Raw genomic sequence first — 20,194 nt, forward strand, 5'->3', positions numbered from 1 at the left:
ACGTTGGCTCATGTTCTCTATATAATAGAAGAAACATGATTATTATTGTTTGTTGACGTTTTTGTTTGTTTAGTTTTCAAAGAACAATAGCACTTTTAAAAAGTGGCAGGAATATTAATTTATCAAATTCCTTAAATTCTATCAACCATCAATTATTTCCAATTCCGATTGATTTCCTTACTCTTTTCAAAAGCAACTTTTATATCATATCACGTTATGCCTATCAAAACAAGAGGAATTTTTCACTAATCTTGTTTACTTATTCACTCTTTCTGGGAGCGACTTTATTAATATAACACCGTGGGTGTTAACTTGCAATAGAAAGTTTTTTAAAATTACTCAAGACCCTCTTCTTCTTTTAGATAGACTAGGATGAATTTCAAATCAAGGTATGGATAATATACATATTAAATCAAGTTACCGCACCTCATGATTCCGAAAAATGATTAGAACTCATAAAAAGATTTTTTAAATTCTAGTAAAAAAATTGTCGAAAGGTGCATAGAATTAAATGGACATTATACTTTCACACCTTAAGTGCAGGGAGATCCAAAAACTTGAAAATAACAATTAACTAATGTATTTTAAGAGAGCTAAAATTACGTTTTACCTCAGAATAGGAAGTGAAGTTTATGATAAAAATTGAAATACCAAATCCTGATGTTGTATTAACAAAACAAAAACAGCTAGGTGAAAAAGTAGAAGCGGTAATTAGCAGCCAATATGGTTTTACTGATTATCATCGAATTCCTCGTGATAAAGGTGGGATCATCCTATTGTTTAATGCAGAGGATGAACTGTTATTTGTCGGCAAAGCCCGTAAGCTGCGTCCAAGGGTAAAGAAACACTTTGAGGACACTGTTTCCCCCATTAAAGCGCACCGCGATGAAGTTTACAAAATTGCCGTATCCATCGTCGAAGACCCGACAGAAAGAGAGATTTACGAAACCTACATCATCAACAAGCAGCACGCCAAATACAATATTGACAAAGTCTTTTATAAATAAATCCCTTCTACATCAAAACACCTTCCGCCATAAGCACAAGGTGTTTTTTCCTTTTTTCAAACCCCCTATTCACGCTTTACCTTATACCCGAGCAGCGGGACCCCTGAATTAAAATAAAATTTAATTTTTCTAAAAATTTTAAGTTGTGCATCATATTATCAGGTGCTATACTAATCATAGTAATTTAGTAATCATGATTATAAAATGGTTTTGATTATTTTTTAACTTCAATTATATCTTTAGAAAGCGCTTTAAAGTAATACTTGTTATGTTAAACCTCTTTGCGGCGAAAGAGGAAGAAAGGGATGGTAACATGTCAACAGAATGCAAAGAAAGAGAGATTATCACCAATTTTCCTTATGCGTATCAAACGATTGAAAACACTTGGATTGAATTAAAAGACGGAACGAGACTTTCCAGTCGGATCTGGTTGCCTGAAGTTCCGGAAGGCGAAATAGTACCGGCGATTTTAGAGTATATTCCTTACCGGAAAACAGACGGTACAAGGACAAGAGATGAACCGATGCATGGCTATTTTGCAGGACATGGTTATGCAGCAGTCAGAGTGGATATGAGAGGTTCAGGGGAATCCGATGGTCTCTTACGGGATGAGTACTTAAAACAAGAACAAGATGATGCCCTAGAAGTGATTGAATGGATTTCAAATCAACCCTGGTGTGATGGAAACATCGGGATGATGGGTAAATCTTGGGGAGGCTTTAATTCCCTCCAAGTTGCAGCCAGAAGACCCAAAAATTTAAAAGCCGTTATTACCCTTGGATTTACCGATGACCGGTATAACAATGATATTCACTATAAAGGCGGCTGTCTGTTAAACGATAATTTCTGGTGGGGAAACATTATGCTGGCCTATCAAGCGCGTCCACTCGATCCTCATATTGTTGGCGATAGCTGGCGTGAAAAATGGCTGGAACGACTAGAAAATATGCCGTTATGGATGGCGCAGTGGATGGAGCACCAAACGAGAGATGAATATTGGAAGCATGGTTCGGTTTGTGAAAACTACGATGACATTGAGGTACCCGTTCTTGCCATCGATGGCTGGGAAGACTCTTATACCAATACCGTATTCAGTTTAATGAAAGGGCTTTCGGTTCCTAGAAAAGGGATTATCGGTCCTTGGGCACATGTTTATCCTCAGGACGGCGTTCCAGGTCCGGCGATGGACTTTTTGCAAGAAGCTGTTAAATGGTGGGATCATTGGCTAAAAGGAATCGAAAACGATTGCATCAATGGACCAATGATTGATGTATGGCTTGAGGAAAGCATGCCCCCTTCTTCCATTAAACCGGTTAGTAAAGGAGAATGGGTCGGACTTGATTCATGGCCATCAAATGATGTTCTCACGAAAACATATCAATTGACTCATGGTAAATTACTGGAAGAAAGAAATGATAAGGAAGAGCAAGTGTTATTAAAAACACCTTTAAATCATGGTCTTTTATCAGGTGAATGGATGGGTGCAGGAGTACTTGGGGAAAGTCCGTCAGACCAGCGATTAGATGATGGAATGGCGATGGTATTTGAAAGTGATCGTTTAGAAAACCCATTGGAAATTGTAGGCTATCCAAGATTTGAAGTGCAATTATCGAGTGACAAACCCAAAGCAATGCTCTTTGCGCAGCTATCAGATGTGGCGCCAGACGGAGCCGTTACCCGGGTTTCCTATGGTGTTATGAATTTAACTCATTTAAATGGACATGATCGGGTAGACTTGCTGAACGCTGGTGAGAAGGTACATGCATATGTAAATCTCGACTGCTGCGGACATCAATTTAAAGCCGGGCACCGGGTGCGTTTATCAATTGCCACTACCTTTTGGCCAATGTTTTGGACCATGCCAGAAGATGCAGCACTTGCATTGAATTTGGAAACTGCTAAGTTTTCATTACCAATCTTTAAAGGCAGCCGGACAGCAGGACCGAAAATGAGTCCACAAAGTGCGCCGCTAACTCCGATCACCCTACTTTCAGAAGGCAAAGTCGATCGTTCGATTTCTTATGATATCGTAACGGATACTTGGACATGCATAACGGATGGTGTCGGCGGGGTCTTTGGCGAAGGGGTTTATCACTTTGATGAAATTGATGTGACTGTTGAACACAATTTGAGTCGAGAATTGACATTAAGCAATGCTGATCCTCTTTCCGCGAAATATACCATTTATCAAAAAATGAAAATAGGCCGCGAGGGTTGGTGGATTGATGCTGACATCACCGTTACGCAAACTTCGGATGCGGAAAACTTTATCATCGTAGGGGAAATGGATGTTAAAGAAAACGGCCAGCAGGCATTCAAGAAGAATTGGGACCAAAAGATTAAACGTGTAGGACTATAAGAAAAGCGGAAGCGACTAGGTCAACCTTAGGCTTATGTCTCGAGGGGCTAGGCGCTTGCGCTGGAAAATTCTCAAAGTCAAAAACGTTATACATTCTTACTAAAAAAGCCAGCGATTGGGGAGAAAAGAGATGGAAGGAAAACTAAAGAAAAATATATCTACTCTCATCATTTTAATTATTGCAGGTGAAATGATTTATACATTGCCCTATTTCCGAAACTATTATTATGATGTATTTTTAAAGGACTTTCACTTAACCAATACACAAATGGGTTCGCTCGGAAGTGTGTTTGGAATTACTTGTTTGATTTCCTATATCTTTGGAGGGTATGTAGCAGATCGCTGGAAAACGAAACACTTATTGACATTATCCTTAATCGTTACAGGAGCTCTTGGCTTTACCTTACTATTGTATCCCCCTTACTCTGTATTGCTCGTAATTTATGCAGCTTGGGGAATCACGTCTATCATGACCTTTTGGGTAGCGTTAATTAAAGCCGTCCGCTCATTAGCAAATGAAAATGAACAAGGGAAAGCATTCGGCTTTTTTGAAGGAGGACGTGGTGCTTCAAAAGTGATCGAATCCGCTTTGGTATTAGGACTCTTCGCCTTTGTTTCAAAGCAGCTGAGTGACAAGGTGGCATTGTCCACGGTAATTATTTTCTATTCCGTGATGTGTATTCTATTAGGGATCATGGTGATGCTGCTTTATAAGGAACCTGAACAAAACAACAACAGTGATCAAGTTAACGAAAAAGATCATACAAAATTTAATTGGGAGATCCTTTGGAAGATTCTCAAAATGCCAACAACCTGGCTGGCGGCCGTTCTTATTTTAACATCATATGCAATGATCAATAGTTTCTATTATATCACTCCTTATGCACACGCTGCCTTTGGTGCTTCCACCATCATTGCCGCAGCACTTGGTTACTTTTCACAATACTGCCGACCAGTCGGAAGTTTCACCTCAGGAATTATCGGGGACCGAATTGGGATTTCGAATATGGTTATCATTGCCTATGGTTTATTGGCAGCCGGTTTAGCCGCTCTCATTCTTTTGCCTGGAAAGCCTTCTCTTATCTTATTACTGTTAGTCTTTATCGCCATTGTTTATGTATCCATGTATGCCTTACAGGCGACGCACTTTGCGATTTTGGTGGAAGGAGACTATCCAGTTGAAACAACGGGAACAGTCGCTATGCCGTTGATGATTATCGGGTATAGCGGAGAAATCTTTATGCCAATTATTGCGGGAGCTTGTTTGGACCACTGGGGTGGTACCACCGGTTATAAGGTGTTATTCGCCATTTTATTAGGCTTCACGATCGTTGGATTGATTACCGCTGTCATTTGGCAAAGAATCACGAAAGAAAAACGACAAGAGATTGCCCTTCAGAGGAAAGCAATGAAAGAAATAAAAGCAAGTTAACAATACGAAAAGCGCAAGCGCCTTGTTCAGCCCCGACAAGCACAAGACGAGCCGGCGAGAAGGCTGTCCTTTAGCCTTCTTGACGGATTGGCTTGTGACCTCGAGGGGCTAGGCGCTGGAGCTGGACAATTCTCAAAGTCAAAAATTTTAGACTTTCTTAACCTTTGAAAAGAAGCTGGCGATGAACGTTTTGTTTTTCGCCAGCTTTTTCATTTTTGAACCTGTTCCATTCGGTTCATTTTCACCTCGGCTTCTGAGCCAATAGTTTGGTATAATTTTACTAGATGTCACTTCGTCTAAGATCGAAATAACTTATATGGATATAAAATTTGTAAGGAGCATAGCAATGAAAAAAAAGGAAATACAATTGAGCCGTATGTGGAAATACTTTGTCGATGCTACGGCTGAAATTATCGAAGAAGAAGGTTTAGAGAATGTAACGATCAGAAAAGTAGCGGATAAAGCAGGATATAATAGCGCCACTATTTATAACTATTTTTCCGAGGTCTCCCATCTGATCTTTTTCGCTTCTATGAAATTCTTGAAAACCTATACGGATGAAGTAGCCGTTTATATTGAAAAAGGAAAAGATCCCATTGAAAAGTACTTGTTGGCATGGGAATGTTTTTGTATTCACTCCTTTAAACAGCCACAAATTTTTAATGCGGTATTTATTATGGATTTAGGGGATCAACCCGAGAAGCTGCTTGAAGAATATTATAAAATCTATCCGGCTGATTTGATTAACATTCCTGAGGAATTAAAGATTATTCTCTTTGAACGGAATGTATCAAAACGGGGGCGATCCTTTTTAGAAATCGCCCTAAGAGAGGGATATCTTAAAGAGGAAAACGTTGATGAGATTAATGAACTAACCATTTTAATCTGGCAGGGGATGTTTACCAATATCCTAAATAATCGCAAAAGCTATGAGTTTGAGGAGGCAGTGAAAATCACCATGAACTATATTACGGAGATTGTTCACAACGCGAATCTTTTTTCTTTTAAAAAATATGATCATACGAATCAGCAATAACTTGTTGAACGTATAAAGCCCTGCTCGTTATTTGTCGAGCAGGGCTTTTGACTAAGACCGGATTGATCCTTGGTCAGTCTTCCAGTAATGTTATAAATTATTTTTCATTTTATGTTCCATTTTTTCCAATTTATGCGCCAATACTTCTCTTATATGGGTCATTCTACTATTATATCGGCCAAACTAAAGCCACTCGAATGAACCTAGCAGCTTTTTGATAAAAGGCCACCAGAACATTCATCCTACCGGCAAATACACACGAAAGACGGTCCCGGCCCCCAGCTTGCTCTCGACCTCGATTCTTCCCCCATGTGCTTCTACAATCGACTTGGTAATCTCATGATTAGGACTCCTATCTTAATGTTTATATAGTCAATCTTTTCAGCTATAGGCTTTACTCATAAACTTCAAAAAGACCTTGTATCTCCGCCAGAAACAAGGTCTTCTTTTATCACATTCCGTTGTTAATTTCTCTTATTCTACTAAGTTCACATTTTGGTTTACGGTCGTACGTAAGTAACCCGTTAATTTCTTGTTCAACATCCGTTAATTGTGTGTAACAAAAGCCCTGAACTACATTGCTTTTCAATAAAGCTCCGGTAACCTTGCGATATTCTTCTACTAAATCTTCAGCAGATTTTACTGCTGAATACCCCCATCCTTCTGTTTCATCTTTTTTATAGGCAATACCGCCATATTCCGTAATGAGGATTGGTTCACCTCTATAAGAGAAGCCTTGACAATAAATAGCACGATTAGCCGGTGTAGTAGTAATAGCACTTTCTACCGTTTCATAGGCTTTTTCCATTTCTTCAGCACTGCGGTAGTTGTGAATTCCGCAGATATCCGAAATCGTATGTTCCCAGCCATCATTTGAAAGAACTGGACGAGTTTGATCAATTGATTTTGTTTGCCAATACATGGATGTTGCATGTGCCTGTTGTTGTTTGTCATAGGCAACCCTTGAGATTCCCCAGCTTTCATTTAATGGCAGCCAAACAATAATGGATGGATGGCTGTAGTCACGTTTTACCACATTAAACCACTCAGTAGCCAATCGGCACGCAGCCTCTTCACTATATTCCGAGGCATTTGCCATTTCGCCCCAAACCAGAAAACCTAATTGATCTGCCCAATATAAGAACCGTGGGTCTTCGACTTTTTGATGTTTTCTTGCACCATTGAATCCCATTTCTTTCGCTAATTCTATATCTCTTTTTAAATCATCCTCTGATGGTGCCGTTAACAGTCCCTCAGGAAAATAACCTTGGTCAAGGACAAGCTTTTGATAGTAAGGCATATTATTTAGCTTAAAAATGCCATTTTCTATAGATACCTTACGCATCCCAAAATAACTATCAATTTTATCAAGAACTAAATCCCCTGCTTTTAATGTTAAGGTAACATCAAAAAGGTTCGGGCTCTCCGGTGACCAGTACCATCCAGGACCATGAATGTTGCTGCGGTCGGTAAACCGATTTCGAAGATTGTAACTGCGCTTGTTGTAAAATTCCAAAACTCCGGTTTGATCTGAGACTATTTTTTGACCCTTGAAAGAGATTTCTACCGATAACTGTAGATTCTCAGCTAGTTCTTCCACTTTAAATTCAAGTTCAATATCCCCACGATCAATTTGCGGTGTCCAACGGATCGATTCAATCCTTGTTTTGGAAACAGGCTCTAACCAAACAGTTTGCCATATACCGGTTGTCCTTGTATAAAAAATGGATTCAGACTTTTCATGCCAATATTGTTTCCCTCTTGGAATGGTCACATCTTCCGATGGATCCTCAACACGAACTGTTAAGTTGTTTTCAGCATCCCTTTTCAAAAGATGTGTAATATTGGCAGAAAAAGGAGTATTTCCTCCCTCATGGAAAATAGCTAATTCACCATTTACATAAACCCAGGAACGATAATCGACCGCTCCAAAATGCACAATGATGTCTTTTTCGTTCCAATCTTCTGGAATGGTAAAAACACGGTGATACCAAACAATATCATGGAATGAGGGATCATGAATCCCGCTTAGCTTTGTCTGGTAAGCAAATGGTACAGTAATTGTCTGTTTTACAGGAAATAGCTGATACCATTTTTGCGTTAACCCTTCATTTTTGTCATCAAAAGCAAAATCCCATTGTCCATTTAAATTCACCCATTTTTCCCGGGCAAACTGCGGTCTTGGGTATTCATTACGAGGTATTGACATTTCTTTCAATCCTTCCTTACTTAATTCCCGATTGGTTAACGCCTTTAATAAATGAACGTTGTCCGATTATAAATAGTACGATTGCCGGAACGGTTGCTAAAGATGTTAATGCCATAAGTTTTCCAGGTGATGATACAAAGCTGCCCTGCTGCATAATCGCAATCCCCGTTGTGATGGTTCGCATCTCAGGTGAATTCGTTGTTACAAGCGGCCATAAGAAATCGTTATAAATTCCCATAAAGGTGAAAATGGCCAATGTCCAGATAACCGGTTTTGCAGAAGGTAAAACAACCTTTTGGAAGACTTGCCACTTATTTGCACCATCCAGATTGGCTGCTTCCTCCAATTCCTTTGGGAAACCTCTAAAATATTGATATAAAAGGAACACACCAAAGGCATTCGACGAATAAGGAAGAATCAAAACAGCATAGGTGTCCAGAAGTCCCATTTTATTAAATTCCATGTATAACGGTAAGAATGTGATAACCCACGGAATGGTTAAAGATCCAATAAATATGCTCACTAAAACCTTTTTAAATGGTACATCTAATCTAGCAAGTCCATAAGCCGCCAATGTATCAACAACCAGTACGATGAGTGTTCCAGCGATTCCTACAAACAGTGAATTGGACATCCAAGTTAAAACTGGTGTATCTGTGTTTTGCCCGCTTAAACTATATTGGTAATTTTCTAGAGTGAATACTTTTGGAAGCCATCTAATTCCGGCTGTAAACGCTTCTTGGTCTGTTTTAAAGGAAGTAGCAAGCATCCAGAAAAGCGGAACAATGAAAATTAACGCAACAATAATCGAAATAATGATGAGAAAAGCTTTATATCCCTTACTTTGCATTGACACCCTACTCCTTTCTACTGGTTACCTTTAATTGGATGACAGAGATGATAATAATTATTAAAGCCATTAGCAGAGACATTGCAGCTGAAGTACCTAATTGTCTTTGTTTAAAAGCCTCATCAACAATATTCATCAAAAGAACTTTGGTTGACGTTCCCGGCCCCCCGCGTGTCATCAAGAAAGGCTGTCCATAAATATTAAACGATGCGATGGTTGAGGTGATTAGCACAAATAACATGGTTGGTTTAATACTGGGAAGAGTAATATGAATAAATCTCTGCCATCGATTGGCGCCGTCCAATGATCCTGCCTCATATAATTCCTCCGAAACATCGTTCAATGCGTTGATAAAAATAACCATATTAAAACCGATTGTCCACCATAATGTGGCGATAACAATAGAAACCCAAGCCCAAGGCATATCAGTTAGCCACGGGATTCCTTTTACATGCATTTTTTGCAAGTACTGATTAATAAGACCGCTGTTTGTGTCCAACATCCACAACCAGATGATGGCAACAACTGAAACAGAAACAGAGTATGGAATAAAATAAACAGTTCGAAAAAATCCTTTAAACTTATTAGGAAGACTATTTACTAATAGAGCAAGAGCCAGTCCCACTATCACTAATAGAGGAACACTATACACGACAAATTGAAAAGTATTTTTAAGACCATCAAAAAATATATTGTTCAGGTAAGAAGATGGATCGAAAATTTTAGCATAGTTTGCTAATCCTACAAATTTATGAACCGGATCAAGCAAATCCCAGTTATGCAAACTCATCCATGTCCCATAGATAATCGGGATAAACAGGAAAAGAATAAACAACACCAAATACGGCAGAACGAAAAGGCTTGAAGTCAATTGTGATTTCCAATTCGTTTTATTCATCAGCCTCTCTCCCTTTCACACTTTTTTAGAAACGTTACTTAAAAAAATAAGAGACGGCAGGTTTCCTTTCTCCTGTCCGCCTCCCTTTAGCAAAAATTATTTAGACATGACTTGTTCAGCTTTTTTCGTTGCATCATCTAATGCTTGCTTCGGATCTTTTTTACCTAATAAAGCAAGGTTCACTTCTGCCCATAACGGATCAGAAATTTGTCCCCAGTTGGCAATCCGCGGAGCGAATTTAGCATAGGTGAACTCTTTCGCCACTTGAGGCTGCTGAGTCATTTTTTTGAATTCAGCGTTTTGCTCATAAATGGCCTTTGAAGCTGGAGCCTGACCGGATCTTGCCCATTCCATTGCGTTATTTCCTACATATTTTAAGAAATCGGTAATTCCATCTAATTTCTTTTGATCTTTCACTGCAGCAGGTATGACAAAGTTATGTCCATTCGCATAAACAGCTTGCGTTTTTGTCCCTAATTGTGGAACAGGTGCTACACCGTAGTGGATACCTGCTTTATCCCACTGTTCCATCATCCATGGACCATTCAGCTGCATTGCATTCTTGCCTTGAAGAAATAAAGTAACTTCACCATCTTGTTGAACATTCTCTGGAGAGACTTTGTCTTTATGAATTAAATCCGATAAGAATGTTAAAGCTTCAACACCTTCTGGGCTGTTGTAATTTGGCTTGCCATCTTTCAGCAATTCTCCTCCATTTTGGAAGAAAACGGTTGGGTAGATAAATTGGTTTGGCCATAATGTTGGAACAACAAAGCCCCATTGATTTTTGGATGAGTCTGTTAATTTCTTTGCATCAGCTACAAATTCCTCACGAGTTTTAGGGGGTTTGTTTGGATCTAAGCCTGCAGCTTTAAATAAATCTTTGTTATAGTAGAGAATCAATGGATGGATATCCAATGGAACTGAATATTGTTTTCCGTCAAATGCGCCTGCATTCCAAGCAGTTTCTGAATAGTTCTCTTTTTTAATTCCAGCTTTTTCAGCAACATCGGTAATATCTTTAATCAAATGTTTGCTTTCATAATTTGTTAGCTGATCTGCGTGCATAATCATCACATCAGGGCCGCTTTTTTGGCCTGAAAAAGAAAGGTCTACCGTCTTATAATAGTCATTCTGAGGAATAATCTGCATATCTACTTGATATTTCGATTGTGACTTATTGTAGTTAGCTACAATGTTTTTCATCCGAGGGCCGTCTGCACCAGAGAAGGGCGCCCAGAACGTTATTTTCTCCCCTTTACCTGCAGTGCCAGCTGAATCCTCACTTTTACTTGCGCATCCAGCGAGTGAACCAAGAGCCAGGGCAGCAGTTAATGCAATACCTAGGAATCTTTTCTTCTTCATGTTAGATCCTCCTTGATAGGATTTGATTAAATTTAGGTTTGAATTTCTAGCGGATTTAAAAGTTAATTAATTTAATTTACTTTATGAATTTATAATAATCATACTATTATAGTTTGTCAACGTTTACATAATAGATTTTACTTATATTTTGCTAACACAAGTAATGTTTGCAATCATAAATAATATATACCATTAATTAAATAATTTAATTTACTGAAACCAATAGGCTCTAAAAATAAAAAAATCCATCTGAGGAATGGATTCTTTAATCTTTTTCATATTAATACATATTATTAAAACTTTATCTTGTCGGTATATTTAAATTATATGGAAGGCTGATTCTTCTGTATCGCTGAACAGCAATCGTAAAATTAATGTTACCGCTCCTAAAACCATCCCTTTTTTTCCAAATTCAGAACAAACAATAGAAACTTCCTCGTTTGCGATTCTTAAGGTATACCTTTCGATCATATCCTTCACAGTCGAGAAAACAATCTCTCCCTCTTCAAAAATACAGCCCTCAAATATAACTTTGGATGGTTTAAGAATATTAATCAAATTGGCTGAAGCTATTCCGAGCGATTTGCCGCTTTCTTCTAAAATGAGCCTTGCCAATTGATCCCCTTCCTTTGCCGCTTTAAACACCATCTTAATGGATAGCTCATCCTCCCCATCCTTAATCCACTCTTGGATGATCGTATCTTTATTTAATTTTAGTTCTTTCTTTACTTTATTCAGAATCGCGGATTCTGAAGCAATTGCTTCTAAACACCCATTGTTTCCACACTCACATCGCGGTCCATGTATATCAACAATTGTATGACCGATTTCTCCTGAAGTATTAAAAGAACTCTTATAAATATCATTATTGATAAAGATACCTGAACCTATCCCCCTGCCAACACTTATGCAGATAAAATCAGGGACACCCTGTCCTTGTCCAAACCAACTTTCTGCTAATGCCAAAGCACGAACATCATTTTCAACCATTACATGCAAATTAAATTCCTTTTCTAAGCTTTCCTTAATAGGTATATTTTCAAGATGCAGATGAGGAGAAAATATCGCAACACCCCGATTTGGGTCAACAAGACCATGCATTGCAACCCCAATCCCTATAATTAAATCCCGTTCTATCACCGTTTCATTTAGCACATAATGAATACCGTCTTTCAATATCTTAAGAAATTTATCTTTTGAAGGAAGTTCGGAAATCTTGTTAACATAATCGAAAACAATTTTTCCATCCATGGTTGTTAAAATAATACGAATAACCTCTGAGGCAGCATAAACCCCAATGATATAATGGGCGCTATAATTAATTCTAAGCATGATCGGCCTTCTGCCCCCAGCTTTTGAGCTAGTGGATTGTTCTTCAATAATAAGGTTTTTCTCAATCAATTCATTTACCAAGGATCCTACTGTAGGAGGCGTTAATTGGGTTATTTTTGCAATTTCCGCTCTTGAAATTGGTTCTTTTAAACGAATTAAATTTAAAACCGTTGATTGATTAAGTAACTTCATGCCTTCAAAGCTACCTTTCCTCGGAACATAAGTCAAAACCTATCACCACCTTTTTACTTACAATCTTTAAAAATGTTTAATTAGTATTTTAAAATATGAATATTAATTAATTTAATTAATGTTTATATCTTATTATAACTTATCTCCATTTTCAACCTTGATTTCTTAATTAACCTTCAATTATGCCACCATTTTTTCAAAAAAACATTTCATTATTTTTTAGGAAACCTAACATTAAGCAGTGGGTATCTCGAAGCAACCATTGAAGCAGCTCTTATGCGCGAAGACTTAAAGCAATGCGTTTTGAATACATAGGGGCAGTTCCGATGGTTCTCTAAAGAGGTCCACAGGGACGGTTCTCTTGGTCTATTTTTTCAGCTCTCTGACAAAAAAAGCCGACAGCGAACAGTCCCCAAGTCCAATTAAAGTAGCCCCTTTTTTATTCGTTTCTGCTTTATTGTTCATATGTGTTCCTTGAGAATTCAAGGTTTTTATCATCTATTATCCCTCCCTCCCTTGTAATTTTCTACATGATTAAAATAATTCCTTTACGATAAATTAAAATCCCCAAAAATCAGGCTTAACCATTTGATTATTTTGCCTAGCCATATGCATACTCTAGAGTGTAGCCGTTACCACTATCCCTCATTACCCCTTGTGTGCATATAGGTCATATAAAGAGTAATCTCAAGCAAAAAAGCCCTTAAAGGGCTTTTTTATTGTTCTTACTTAATAAAACATTACTGCACCAACGATAATTAACAAGATAAACAATACAACAATTAATGCAAAACCACCGCCGTAGCCGAAACCTCCGTAACCAAAACCGCCGCAACCGCAGCCACCAAATCCGCCGTAGCCATATCCATCCATTTTGTAGCCCTCCTCTTTTTTATTCCTTATAAAATATGTTGATAAGTTATGGAGGTAAGGGCGTTTTCACTAATTTTTTTTAGGATACACCCAGTAATTTATTACAAAATCTGAGCTTTGCAGGGAATTTAAAATTATCTAAATAAGATGACTAAGAAGTAGTTAGTCACCTTTGCCTTTTGGAAAACGAACATCCTCTAGTTTCCGAGGAAGTTTTTTGTCGATAAATTCGTAATTCGAATTTGAACTGTTTATAGCCCTTTTCTTGTATTAGGCATCGCCCAGAACTTGCTTTTCTCCTAAAAAATCTTGTCTGTCCGTACACGGCTCCTTTTTTTCGTAAATTCCCATTTTTTATTCGAATGTCCCCTTTATCAGCGGAACCCCCTTTTCAACCATAACCTGTCCTCTTGCCACTACAGTGTCAATTGTTAATGTTTCCTTTTGCAACAATACGATATCAGCATCCTTTCCGGTTTGGAGGCTGCCCTTGCTTGAAAGTCTTAACACTTGTGCGGGATTCGTGGTGATGACCTCCAATGCCGTTTCCAACGGGATGCCTTCCTCTAAAACAGCATCACGTACCTCGTGATATAACGACGATACTTTCCCTACTTGAAGGCCTACATACTCTCCATCACTGTCAAAGAAGGGAAGGCTAGCCTGCCCGTCTGAAGAGAAGGTGATGTGTCTGACTGGAATCCCTTCTTCAAGCATCCTGCGCAATGCCTTGCTGCACTTCACTTCGCCTTCCTCCAAAAACTGAGGAATGGTACTTGTAGTAAAGTCAACATATCCCCCTCGCTTTGCGTAATCAATTCCCGCCTTGAATAATTCTTCATTTCGGTTGATATGTGTCGGATGGAGATGCCGAATCGGAATGTTAGTTTGATCTGCAATTTCATGCAGCAATGAAAGCTTCCCCTCCCCGTCACCTACATGAATTTCTATTATGCCGGCTTTCCCTGAAAGGATCCCACCATTTCGTGCTGCAGCAGCGACTTTAGCCAGTTCCTCAAATGTGGGTTCTGATGATCGATGGTCAGAAATGGCAATCTCTCCAACACCGATAATTTTGTCGATTAAAATAATATCGTCTTCGATTGTGTCTGTTAGTGTTTTTACTGGCACATGATAGGAGCCTGTATGAATGAAGCAGGTAACACCCTCTTCTTCAAGCGCCCGTGCCTTGGCAAGCAGACTCTCCATTTTTCGCGTTGTCCCGTCCGTACCAAGTAAGCCGACTAGTGTTGTAATACCTGCGGTTGTAATATCAGTGAGCATAAGCTCGGGAGTGCGGGTTTTGAATCCGCCCTCGCCGCCTCCACCAATAATGTGAACATGTGAATCTATAAATCCCGGAACAACTAAAAGATTTGCCGCATTAATGATTTTAATAGGAGCAAAGTTGTCAGGAATCGCAATTCTGTTATCGATAAATGCTATTTTATCGTCTGCTATCAATATGTCTTTCCGTCCTAGGTAATTGGGTGCGTATACTTCGCCATTTTTGATTAAGGTAAGCAATTTTTTTCTCCTCCTGTTAATAATTCTTGTCCTTAAAATGGACCATATCCGATAAAGTGAGCTATGATGACAGCTATTAATCCGATGAGATATTGAATGAGCACCAGCGGCAGAATCCACTTCGCCCATTTTGTCCAGGAAATTCCGGCAATGGCCAAACTCGCCATTAAGGTGGTGGCAGTCGGAAAAATCATATTTCCGATTCCATCTGCAAAAGAGAAAGACAAGACCGCAGTTTGGCGTGTAATATGCAATAAGTCCGCGAGCGGCGCCATAATCGGCATTGTCAGCATCGCATGTCCGCTTCCAGACGCTAGAACAAAGTGAATAAGAGTTTGGAAGCTATACATACCGGCAACGCTTAAATAGCCAGGAAAATGCTTAATGGATTCAGACACTAGATGCAAGAGAGGATCGACGATATGTCCCTCACTTAATACAACAAGAATGGCACGTGAAACGCCGATGATTAAAGCTCCGCCCATTAAGGAAGCAGCACCTTTGGTAAAGGAGTTAACTATATGATCAGCAGACATGTTTCCGATGATTCCAATTACGATTGTCAATACAATGAATAAGGCGGCGATTTCTGTAATGTACCATTGGAACTTGATGACACCTAAAGCTAAGACGATATAGTTAATTAAAAAAGCACCTAAGATAAACTTATGCCTCGCTGTTAACTTCGCATCGGATTGAAGTAAATGGTTCGCTTCTTCCTTTGTATATTTTCCGTAGACGCCTATAGAAGGGTTTTTCTTTACCTTCATTGCGTAACGATAGATAAAAAGAACAGAAACAAGGTAGACTATAACAAATAAAACTAGGCGGTATCCTATACCTGAGAACATCGGCAATTCTGCGATGCCTTGCGCGATCCCTACTGTGAAGGGATTCATGATTGCTGTTGTAAACCCTGACAATGCTCCTATTATGACAATGGCTGTTCCTGTAATTGCATCGAATCCAAGAGCCAACGCTAGTGGAATGACAAGAGGCACATAAGCCAGCGTTTCTTCCGCCATCCCCATTAAGGAGCCTCCCGCAGCGAAAACCAGCATCACGACAGGAATTAATAACTTTTCACGCCTTGCCAACTTCCGAGCCATCGTTGCAATAAGTACGTCAACCGTACCTGTTGCTCTTAAAACACCGAAAAATCCCCCAATAATTAACAAGAAAAAGATAATATTGCCTGCTTCTACCATTCCTGTAGGAACAGCTTTTATCATATCGAACAATCCTACTGGTGCCGATCTTAACCACTTAAAAGAGTGGGGGTCTACCGTTGTCCGTCCATTCGCTTCTATCCGAGCATATTCCCCAGCAGGCAAGACATAGGTTAATAGAGTTGCAATAGCAAGAATGCTGAATAGCAATACAAAAATATTGATTTTCCTCTCACTTTTCCCTGCTGTTCCGAGTGAAACAGCTTTTTCTTGTGGTTGACCCATACACATATCTCCTTTGAATTTAAAATAAATGAATACTACTAAAACGCTTACAAATGAATTTTACTTATAGCCTATCTTTTTTATCTTTCAACCTCCTTTTCCAATCCTCTGGCACTACATCGATTTATATATGCAAAATCTGTGCCAAAATGGGTAGATTGATTTTCAAGGAGATTTTATGCATAGAATCATTCTTTAGGGTTTTATTGGTCTTTTTTGGTGATATAATAGAGCCAATTCAAAAACAGGAAGGTATCTTATGTCGAAATCCACTCTTACACTTATAACGGGAAGTGTAAAAACAAAGCAAGCTTTGCATGAACAGCTGGAACAACTGCTCGGAGACTATGTTCAAATTAAAAGTCATGCTGCAGATGAGGGAATACCGCGGTCTCTGGAAGATACCATTATCTTGTGCTCATCAGATGCTGCTTATAATCGAACAAATGGTATGTATAGCGTAAATGCTGAGAAAATAATTGTGGGAAAGAGAACCGTTCATCATGAATACATTGACAAACTTTTAAGAATACCTGAAGGCTCAGCAGTTCTGCTGGTGAATGATGATCATGATGCAACGATAAGTCTTATTGAATCCTTATATCAGCTTGGTGTCGACCATATTCAATTTATCCCTTTTCAAAAAGGCAGATTGTTTTATAAGAATGTTCAAATTGCCGTTTCACCAGGAGAAACACATCTGTGCCCCTCTTACATAAAGGAAGTAATCGATATAGGCGTGCGCCTTTTTGATATGACAACCATTCTAGAAGTTGTAGAACGCTGCGGTTTAAACAAGGATATATCCTCGAAGATTTCAGAAAGGTATATTCGCAATATCATTGAATTACAACGTAAGCTTTTAGTTGCAGAGCGGAATGCCAAGCAGATGAGCGAGCACATCCAAAATGTGTTGGGAACTGTCGATGATGGAATTTTGGTCGTTAACCAGGAGGGACGAATTACGGTATTCAATCATAGTCTTGCGGCATTGTTTCATGTTATTGCTCAAGATGTGGTTAATAAGTATATAGAACATGTGATGAATCGCCGGGATATGATCGAGTTCATCATGAACGGCAAGGATGATAGCAAATTCTTCGACATAAACGGCGTGGATGTCGTAATTTTCCGATCTCAAATAGTGGGGGAAAATACCATTGTCGCAACCTTTAAAAGTGTACATCAAGCCTTTGAAATTGAAAAGACTGCACAAAGAGAAATGCAAGATAAACGGTTTTATACGAAATACAGCTTTCATGATATTATTGGCGAGCATGTTGGAATGAAAGAATGTAAGCAGATCGCCAGGAAGTTCGCCTTGTCGGAACATCCGATTTTGATTCAGGGTAAGACAGGAACAGGAAAAGAACTATTTGCGCATGCTATTCATGAGCATTCAATGCGGAAAAACGGGCCGTTTCTGGCTGTGAACTGCAGCGCATTAACAGAAACCATACTGGAAAGCGAATTATTCGGCTACGAAGAAGGGACATTTACAGGAGCCCAAAGGGGAGGCAAGAAAGGTCTGTTTGAATTGGCGGATAACGGGACTATCTTTTTGGATGAAATAGGAGACATAAGTCTCACTGTTCAATCACATCTGCTGCGCGTTCTACAGGAGGGAGAAATTCGCAGAATCGGAGGTGGAAGAATTATCCCTATTAATGTTCGAGTGATTACCGCAACGAATAAAGATCTTCAAGGAAAGATACGGGAAGGCTCATTTAGATCAGACTTGTTTTACAGGCTGAATGTACTTAATCTCAGTATTCCACCACTCAATGAGAGAAGAGCGGATATTCCACTTTTGATTAAGCATCTCATCACAAAGAGCGGAAAGTGGGTAAAGTTAGAGCAAGATGTTCTGGAGTATTTCATGCAATATGAATGGCCTGGAAACATACGGGAACTGAAAAGTACAATTGATTATATGCTGACGGTTTGTGAGGGAAATGTGGTAACGAAAAGAGACCTTCCTTCCTTTCTGGGGCAAGCTGGAGACAGTATAAAATCCGAATATTTCGCATGTGAAAGTATGCTGGAAATGCAGGAGCACGCTTTCATATTGGAAGTAATCAAGCAATACAACGAAAAAGGAAAAGCGGCAAGCAGAGAACTGATTTCACGTCAAAGCAAAGAAACGGACTTTGCCTTGTCCCCTCAGCAGATCCGTCGCCGGTTGGATATTTTAGAAACCGAAGGATTTGTCGTCAAAGGCAGAGGCAGGGCCGGAACGAAGATCACCGCTGACGGAATAGAGTATTTATATTTTCTTAAGACAAAGCATTCTGTGAATTGATAGAAACTATTCCTGTATTTAGTTTTTAAAATTGTGCCCTTGGTACGACTAGAGAAGGTGGTTAATCCATCCAAAAATACTTGGAAACAATCACCTGCTCTTTACATACCGCCAAGAGCCCTCAAAAACGATTACTCATTAATCGCCTATATTCGGTTGGGCTCGAATGGATATATTTTTTAAATAATCGGCTAAAGTAATTGGAATCCTCGAAACCCACTTGATTCGCAATTTCCTGCACGGATGAGTCGGTTTTTTCTAAATAGAATAAGGATTTCTCAATTCGGAGCTTATTAAAAAAATCCATGACACTGGTTCCCACTTCTTTTTTGAAAAGATGGCTAAAATGATATCTGCTTAAGTGACAATAATGAGCGATATCTTCTAAAGAAACATCTTTTTGATGATTCTCTTTCATATACCGAATCGCCTGTTTAATATTGGGCGAAACATCACCAATATTGATATTTTCTACTTGTTCGGTTAACCATTCTGCATACTTACAAACCTTCATAACAAATTTGTCATATCGGATCGTATGATAGAGATCTTGAATCACATTTGCCGTATTGGTCAAAATCGAGACAGGACTTACCCCAGCTTCTAAAACAATTCTAGACATCATCATGAGCAGATCAATGACCTCAGATTTAAAGACCTCTTCATTATAGTTATAAATCTTAGCAACCCTCTCCATGATTCCTTTCATTTGGGTCACAACCCCTTCTGTATGCCCAATTCTAACAATAGAAAATAGTTCTGACTTTTCTTTCGTTAAAGGAATCTTTAAGGATTCCACCATGTTTTTTCTCATATCTGTGTGAAAAATTAATTTATTCCCTTGAAAAAACCTTCCGGACATTGATTTCTTTGCCTCTTCAAATGAACAAATCAGGGAAGCTGGGTCATCATAAAAATTTCCTATCCCAATCGATACATGTATGCCAATTTGATCGGATCCCTTTTGAATCTCTTCAGCCAGTAAAAGAATTTCCCTTTTTCTATCATGTGTATGTACCTCATGGAAATCCAGTAAGAGCGCCAGAACCCCCTCTTCTGTCCATGCCCACAAAAATGGAACAGGTAAGAGGATGTCTAATTCTTCCACAAGCTTCCGCCCAACATTTATTTTCCATTCAACCGGTTTTCCGTCAGCTAAATCCGGATAACGATCCATCGAAACCAAAACAACTACATTAGGCTGAATATTCACGCCGTACTTTTCTTGCAAAACTTCAAAAGGTGCCACGTGTACAAAGGTTCCTGAAAGCAGCAGCTGTGCAAAAGATATTTGTGTCAGTTCTTCGACCATATTCTAAGCCCCCAAAAAGAATAGAAGCTATTCTACTCGAATGAAG

General features: G+C 39.0%; 15 protein-coding genes. 5 read left to right on the forward strand and 10 right to left on the reverse strand.

Annotated features, from left to right (window positions below; translation table 11 throughout):
• The first annotated feature begins 632 nt into the window (after positions 1 to 632).
• From ACFQZ9_RS11365 to ACFQZ9_RS11380, 4 genes are all read left to right on the forward strand, one after another.
• Positions 633 to 1,007 carry a nucleotide excision repair endonuclease gene (locus ACFQZ9_RS11365; RefSeq protein ID WP_198312615.1) on the forward strand — a complete coding sequence of 125 codons (375 nt, stop codon included), beginning with the start codon at positions 633 to 635 and terminating at the stop codon, positions 1,005 to 1,007.
• Positions 1,008 to 1,320: 313 nt separating this feature from the next.
• Positions 1,321 to 3,366, forward strand: a complete 2,046-nt coding sequence (locus ACFQZ9_RS11370) for a CocE/NonD family hydrolase (RefSeq protein WP_498943856.1) — start codon at positions 1,321 to 1,323, stop codon at positions 3,364 to 3,366.
• Between the two features lie 130 nt (positions 3,367 to 3,496).
• A complete protein-coding gene (locus ACFQZ9_RS11375; RefSeq protein WP_198312613.1) occupies positions 3,497 to 4,798 on the forward strand; it encodes an MFS transporter in 1,302 nt (433 codons plus the stop codon).
• A gap of 346 nt (positions 4,799 to 5,144) precedes the next feature.
• Positions 5,145 to 5,834 carry a TetR/AcrR family transcriptional regulator gene (locus ACFQZ9_RS11380; RefSeq protein WP_498943858.1) on the forward strand — a complete coding sequence of 230 codons (690 nt, stop codon included), beginning with the start codon at positions 5,145 to 5,147 and terminating at the stop codon, positions 5,832 to 5,834.
• Between the two features lie 451 nt (positions 5,835 to 6,285).
• Here the strand turns inward: ACFQZ9_RS11380 and ACFQZ9_RS11385 are convergent, their stop codons facing one another.
• The 9 genes from ACFQZ9_RS11385 to ACFQZ9_RS11425 form a co-directional block, all read right to left on the reverse strand.
• On the reverse strand, positions 6,286 to 8,043 hold the full coding sequence (locus ACFQZ9_RS11385) for a glycoside hydrolase family 2 protein (RefSeq protein WP_498943860.1): 1,758 nt from the start codon (positions 8,041 to 8,043) through the stop codon (positions 6,286 to 6,288).
• A 16-nt stretch (positions 8,044 to 8,059) separates the two neighbouring features.
• Positions 8,060 to 8,893, reverse strand: a complete 834-nt coding sequence (locus ACFQZ9_RS11390; protein WP_198312610.1) for a carbohydrate ABC transporter permease — start codon at positions 8,891 to 8,893, stop codon at positions 8,060 to 8,062.
• A 7-nt stretch (positions 8,894 to 8,900) separates the two neighbouring features.
• Complete coding sequence (locus ACFQZ9_RS11395; protein ID WP_198312609.1) at positions 8,901 to 9,791, reverse strand: carbohydrate ABC transporter permease; 891 nt, start codon at positions 9,789 to 9,791, stop codon at positions 8,901 to 8,903.
• A 96-nt stretch (positions 9,792 to 9,887) separates the two neighbouring features.
• Positions 9,888 to 11,156 (reverse strand): ABC transporter substrate-binding protein, encoded by a 1,269-nt coding sequence (locus ACFQZ9_RS11400; RefSeq protein WP_498943861.1) that lies wholly within the window; start codon positions 11,154 to 11,156, stop codon positions 9,888 to 9,890.
• A 318-nt stretch (positions 11,157 to 11,474) separates the two neighbouring features.
• Positions 11,475 to 12,716: an ROK family transcriptional regulator gene (locus ACFQZ9_RS11405; RefSeq protein ID WP_498943862.1), complete on the reverse strand. Its 1,242-nt coding sequence runs from the start codon at positions 12,714 to 12,716 to the stop codon at positions 11,475 to 11,477.
• Positions 12,717 to 13,046: 330 nt separating this feature from the next.
• Positions 13,047 to 13,178, reverse strand: a complete 132-nt coding sequence (locus ACFQZ9_RS11410; protein WP_498943863.1) for a hypothetical protein — start codon at positions 13,176 to 13,178, stop codon at positions 13,047 to 13,049.
• A gap of 231 nt (positions 13,179 to 13,409) precedes the next feature.
• The gene (locus ACFQZ9_RS11415; RefSeq protein WP_198312605.1) at positions 13,410 to 13,553 is read right to left on the reverse strand and encodes a YjcZ family sporulation protein; all 144 of its coding nucleotides are present in this window, start codon (positions 13,551 to 13,553) and stop codon (positions 13,410 to 13,412) included.
• Between the two features lie 354 nt (positions 13,554 to 13,907).
• Positions 13,908 to 15,080: a beta-aspartyl-peptidase gene (gene iadA, locus ACFQZ9_RS11420; protein WP_498943864.1), complete on the reverse strand. Its 1,173-nt coding sequence runs from the start codon at positions 15,078 to 15,080 to the stop codon at positions 13,908 to 13,910.
• 32 nt (positions 15,081 to 15,112) lie between these two features.
• Positions 15,113 to 16,534 (reverse strand): YfcC family protein, encoded by a 1,422-nt coding sequence (locus ACFQZ9_RS11425; protein WP_498943865.1) that lies wholly within the window; start codon positions 16,532 to 16,534, stop codon positions 15,113 to 15,115.
• A gap of 259 nt (positions 16,535 to 16,793) precedes the next feature.
• Between ACFQZ9_RS11425 and ACFQZ9_RS11430 the strand changes: the two genes are divergently transcribed.
• Positions 16,794 to 18,836 carry a sigma 54-interacting transcriptional regulator gene (locus ACFQZ9_RS11430; protein ID WP_498943866.1) on the forward strand — a complete coding sequence of 681 codons (2,043 nt, stop codon included), beginning with the start codon at positions 16,794 to 16,796 and terminating at the stop codon, positions 18,834 to 18,836.
• Between the two features lie 121 nt (positions 18,837 to 18,957).
• Here ACFQZ9_RS11430 and ACFQZ9_RS11435 read toward each other — a convergent pair whose 3' ends face one another.
• Positions 18,958 to 20,148 carry a helix-turn-helix domain-containing protein gene (locus ACFQZ9_RS11435; protein WP_498943867.1) on the reverse strand — a complete coding sequence of 397 codons (1,191 nt, stop codon included), beginning with the start codon at positions 20,146 to 20,148 and terminating at the stop codon, positions 18,958 to 18,960.
• Between the last annotated feature and the right edge of the window lie 46 nt (positions 20,149 to 20,194).

Source organism: Neobacillus sp. GCM10027624 (genome assembly GCF_042675345.1).
In the GTDB taxonomy this organism is placed as follows: Bacteria; Bacillota; Bacilli; order Bacillales; family Cytobacillaceae; genus Neobacillus; species Neobacillus cucumis_D.

Excerpts from the sequence above, each read along its gene's own strand:
- ACFQZ9_RS11365 (WP_198312615.1), top strand. The coding sequence starts at position 633 with ATGATAAAAATTGAAATACCAAATCCTGATGTTGTATTAACAAAACAA.
- ACFQZ9_RS11370 (WP_498943856.1), top strand. The coding sequence starts at position 1,321 with ATGTCAACAGAATGCAAAGAAAGAGAGATTATCACCAATTTTCCTTAT.
- ACFQZ9_RS11375 (WP_198312613.1), top strand. The coding sequence starts at position 3,497 with ATGGAAGGAAAACTAAAGAAAAATATATCTACTCTCATCATTTTAATT.
- ACFQZ9_RS11380 (WP_498943858.1), top strand. The coding sequence starts at position 5,145 with ATGAAAAAAAAGGAAATACAATTGAGCCGTATGTGGAAATACTTTGTC.
- ACFQZ9_RS11385 (WP_498943860.1), bottom strand. The coding sequence starts at position 8,043 with ATGTCAATACCTCGTAATGAATACCCAAGACCGCAGTTTGCCCGGGAA.
- ACFQZ9_RS11390 (WP_198312610.1), bottom strand. The coding sequence starts at position 8,893 with ATGCAAAGTAAGGGATATAAAGCTTTTCTCATCATTATTTCGATTATT.
- ACFQZ9_RS11395 (WP_198312609.1), bottom strand. The coding sequence starts at position 9,791 with ATGAATAAAACGAATTGGAAATCACAATTGACTTCAAGCCTTTTCGTT.
- ACFQZ9_RS11400 (WP_498943861.1), bottom strand. The coding sequence starts at position 11,156 with ATGAAGAAGAAAAGATTCCTAGGTATTGCATTAACTGCTGCCCTGGCT.
- ACFQZ9_RS11410 (WP_498943863.1), bottom strand. The coding sequence starts at position 13,178 with ATGATAAAAACCTTGAATTCTCAAGGAACACATATGAACAATAAAGCA.
- ACFQZ9_RS11415 (WP_198312605.1), bottom strand. The coding sequence starts at position 13,553 with ATGGATGGATATGGCTACGGCGGATTTGGTGGCTGCGGTTGCGGCGGT.
- ACFQZ9_RS11425 (WP_498943865.1), bottom strand. The coding sequence starts at position 16,534 with ATGGGTCAACCACAAGAAAAAGCTGTTTCACTCGGAACAGCAGGGAAA.
- ACFQZ9_RS11430 (WP_498943866.1), top strand. The coding sequence starts at position 16,794 with ATGTCGAAATCCACTCTTACACTTATAACGGGAAGTGTAAAAACAAAG.
- ACFQZ9_RS11435 (WP_498943867.1), bottom strand. The coding sequence starts at position 20,148 with ATGGTCGAAGAACTGACACAAATATCTTTTGCACAGCTGCTGCTTTCA.